Below are 2828 nucleotides of genomic sequence, written 5' to 3' on the forward strand. Positions count from 1 at the left end.
CCTGTGATGAATATCGGATTCATCCAACCATGATGCAAAATTGGTTAAAAATAGTATTGGAAGCAGGACGCGAAGCATTGGCTGGGTCGAATCAAAAAGAATCCAATGAAAACAAGAAACTGATAGAAAAGTATGAAAAGGAACTGGAGAGGAAAAACAGAATCATAGCCGAACTCACAGGGGGATCATCGACCTAAAAAAAGAAGCTGGGGAGCTCTGACAGATTACATGTTTCGACTGCATTAAAGCATGAGATTGTAAATACCTTAGATCGGCTGAAAGAGGCGTCAGGTCTCCCCATCAAATACCTGTGTAGTAAAATAGATGTAAATCCAGGCAAGTTAACTGTTTGGAGAAAATGTAAAAACAAATCACCAAAGAAAGTAATTCCAAAATCGCATTGGATAACACCAGAGGAACGAAAGGCAGTTGAAGATTACAAACGAAATCATCCATTCAAAGGATATGTTCTTTTGGCATGGATGATGATTGATGAAAACATAGCATATATGTCTCCTTCTAGTGTATATCGCATTCTGGTGGACTGTGGTTTAAACCGCTAGATGGCAAAAGCCCTTGGGAGATTCAAAGAAAACAGGTTTTGATCAACCTAAAGCTATTCATGAACACTGGCATATGGACATATCATATATCAATTTTAAAGGGAGTTTTGTTTATTTGATATCAGTGTTAGACGGTTTTTCACGTGCAGTCCTTGCATGGTCAATCAGTACCCGAATGGAGTCACTTGATACACAGTTAGTTTTATGGGAGCATGCGACAAATGGCTTGGAGGCGATAAGTTAGCGGTTCGTCTATAACTGACAATGGATCTCAATTCTTGACTAAGGAATTCAAACAAATTTTGAAAGAATTTTCTATCCATAATGTTCGGACTTCTGTAAATCATCCTCAGTCCAACGGGAAACTAGAAAGATTTCATGGAACCATTAAGACTGAGTTAATCCGTGAAATACCAATGTATTCACTCGAACAAATTAGAGAAGAAGTTGGTAAATGGATTGAAGAATACAATTCGCTAAGACTTCATTCTGCAATCGGTTACGTAACACCTATGGATGTGTTTTATGGTCGCAAGGAAAAGATTTTAGCAGAAAGAAAAGAAAAACTACTTGAAGCAAAATTGAAGAGAAAACAATACTCGGTAAAGGCTAATATAAGGCTTGTTGCTTAGCTTAATTTTGAATCCCAAAATTCTGTTTTTCACTGAACTAAGACACATCTCCTCTGATATAAATTTCACAACCTAGTTTATTTTTCATTGTATTTACAGTCAGTGAAAGACTATATTTTGATTTTCCCAGAGAAAGTGAATACCAATGTTGTGGTCTAGGTTTTCTTAAGCTAAGAGTGGTTTTATTTTTTTTAAAGTAATCAATTATAAAATTCCAATAATCTAGTTGGATTTGTTTTGTTTCAGTCAAAGTTTTATTTATTTTAAGATCTTTAGATGATTTTACCCATTCATTGGGTTTACATATTATATTAAATTTTGGTGCAGGATTGGATTGATCTATTTGCCACAATTCTATTTCTATTGCGAAAAATCTTATATCTTCAATAGTATTTTGATTTAACCAATCTATTGCTTGTCTATGTTCTTCAGTAATAAGACTACAAATCCAAATTATAGTAAAGGCATCTATTCCAGAGGCATAAGTTATAATCTTTCCTAGATGGTCATGGTTAGATTTTTCTAATTGATTCTCTATGATTATTTTTTGATCGTTTGAAATATCTCTACATACAATATCTGCTTTGTAATTGCCAATATGAACTTCAATACCTTCAAGTTCTAAATCTATTCCAATTTCATCTGACAATACGACTAAGTTTTCCTGTTTAGATAACCAAGGAGTAAATGACTTTGCTTCGTCAGGCCAAAATTCACGTAAATCAATTTTAATAAATTTTCCAAGTGTTTTCATTTGTTATTTCCTTCTTGATTTCAAAAAAGATTTTGCGGAATTTCGTATAACGAACTAGCCTTAACGACGTAGGCTGGCCCTGAGTCCCGGAACGGGACGTTAGGGACTGGCACTCCACTTGCGTATGCAAGTGGAGTGCCAGAAGCCTATGTGCCGTAGGCCGAGCGAGGCCTTGTGCCGAAGCGAAGCGTTAAGGCGCTGTTATGCGCTGTGTTTTTTTTAGTTTTAAAGTCTAATTTTTAAATATTGTTAAAAGAAGTGTAATAAATGTAAATATGATTATTCCAACTTGAATTAAGTAGTTATGAAATGAAATTTTTATACTTATTTTGTTTTGCAAATAGTCAAATTTTGTTTTATAGATTGAGGACATTATGTTTTTTTTTGAAGTCAGTATTTGTTTTGAAATTTCAAGGTAATTGTGTTTATATTCTTTCCCAAATATATTTTTTATTTGAACTAATTTTAGTTGCTTATGAGTAAAAAAAATATCATCAAGTATAACATTATCAAATAGTTTTATTGAATGCAATAATTCATTGTATTCACGAAGATTTTCTGATTCCTTTAATAGTGTGGAATTTTTTTGTAAATCTCGATATTTTTTGTATAAGTAATTATAAATCTCATTTAATACAAGAATGGGCCCTAGATTCTGAAAAAGTGAAAATGAAAATTCATCAAAGATTTGGCTCATTTCGGATTGATACGTAGGTTTTAATGTTCGTTTAAGTTTTCGTAGAAGTATAAATAATTAGCATTATTTTCTAGAATAAAAATTTCATCTTCATCTAGTTCAACATTTCTCCAGAACCAATTCATCTTCGAAGGAGAATTATTTCTTTCGAATGAGAATGTTCTGATACACATACGTGGCGT

The 2828-nt window shown here is 33.0% G+C and carries 3 protein-coding genes and 1 pseudogene; 3 read left to right on the forward strand and 1 reads right to left on the reverse strand.

What is annotated here, in order from left to right; translation table 11 throughout:
* The 3 genes and pseudogenes from LEP1GSC199_RS10305 to LEP1GSC199_RS21810 all read left to right on the forward strand — a co-directional run.
* Positions 1-197, forward strand: a pseudogene (locus LEP1GSC199_RS10305) (transposase); the annotation flags it as partial.
* A 439-nt stretch (positions 198-636) separates the two neighbouring features.
* Positions 637-807, forward strand: a complete 171-nt coding sequence (locus LEP1GSC199_RS21805; RefSeq protein ID WP_232420750.1) for a hypothetical protein — start codon at positions 637-639, stop codon at positions 805-807.
* A gap of 58 nt (positions 808-865) precedes the next feature.
* Complete coding sequence (locus LEP1GSC199_RS21810) at positions 866-1195, forward strand: integrase core domain-containing protein (RefSeq protein ID WP_157356648.1); 330 nt, start codon at positions 866-868, stop codon at positions 1193-1195.
* A 37-nt stretch (positions 1196-1232) separates the two neighbouring features.
* Here the strand turns inward: LEP1GSC199_RS21810 and LEP1GSC199_RS10315 are convergent, their stop codons facing one another.
* Positions 1233-1949, reverse strand: a complete 717-nt coding sequence (locus tag LEP1GSC199_RS10315) for a DUF4268 domain-containing protein (protein WP_002981699.1) — start codon at positions 1947-1949, stop codon at positions 1233-1235.
* Between the last annotated feature and the right edge of the window lie 879 nt (positions 1950-2828).

Origin of the sequence: Leptospira vanthielii serovar Holland str. Waz Holland = ATCC 700522 (assembly GCF_000332455.1) — a bacterium.
GTDB lineage: Bacteria > Spirochaetota > Leptospiria > Leptospirales > Leptospiraceae > Leptospira_A > Leptospira_A vanthielii.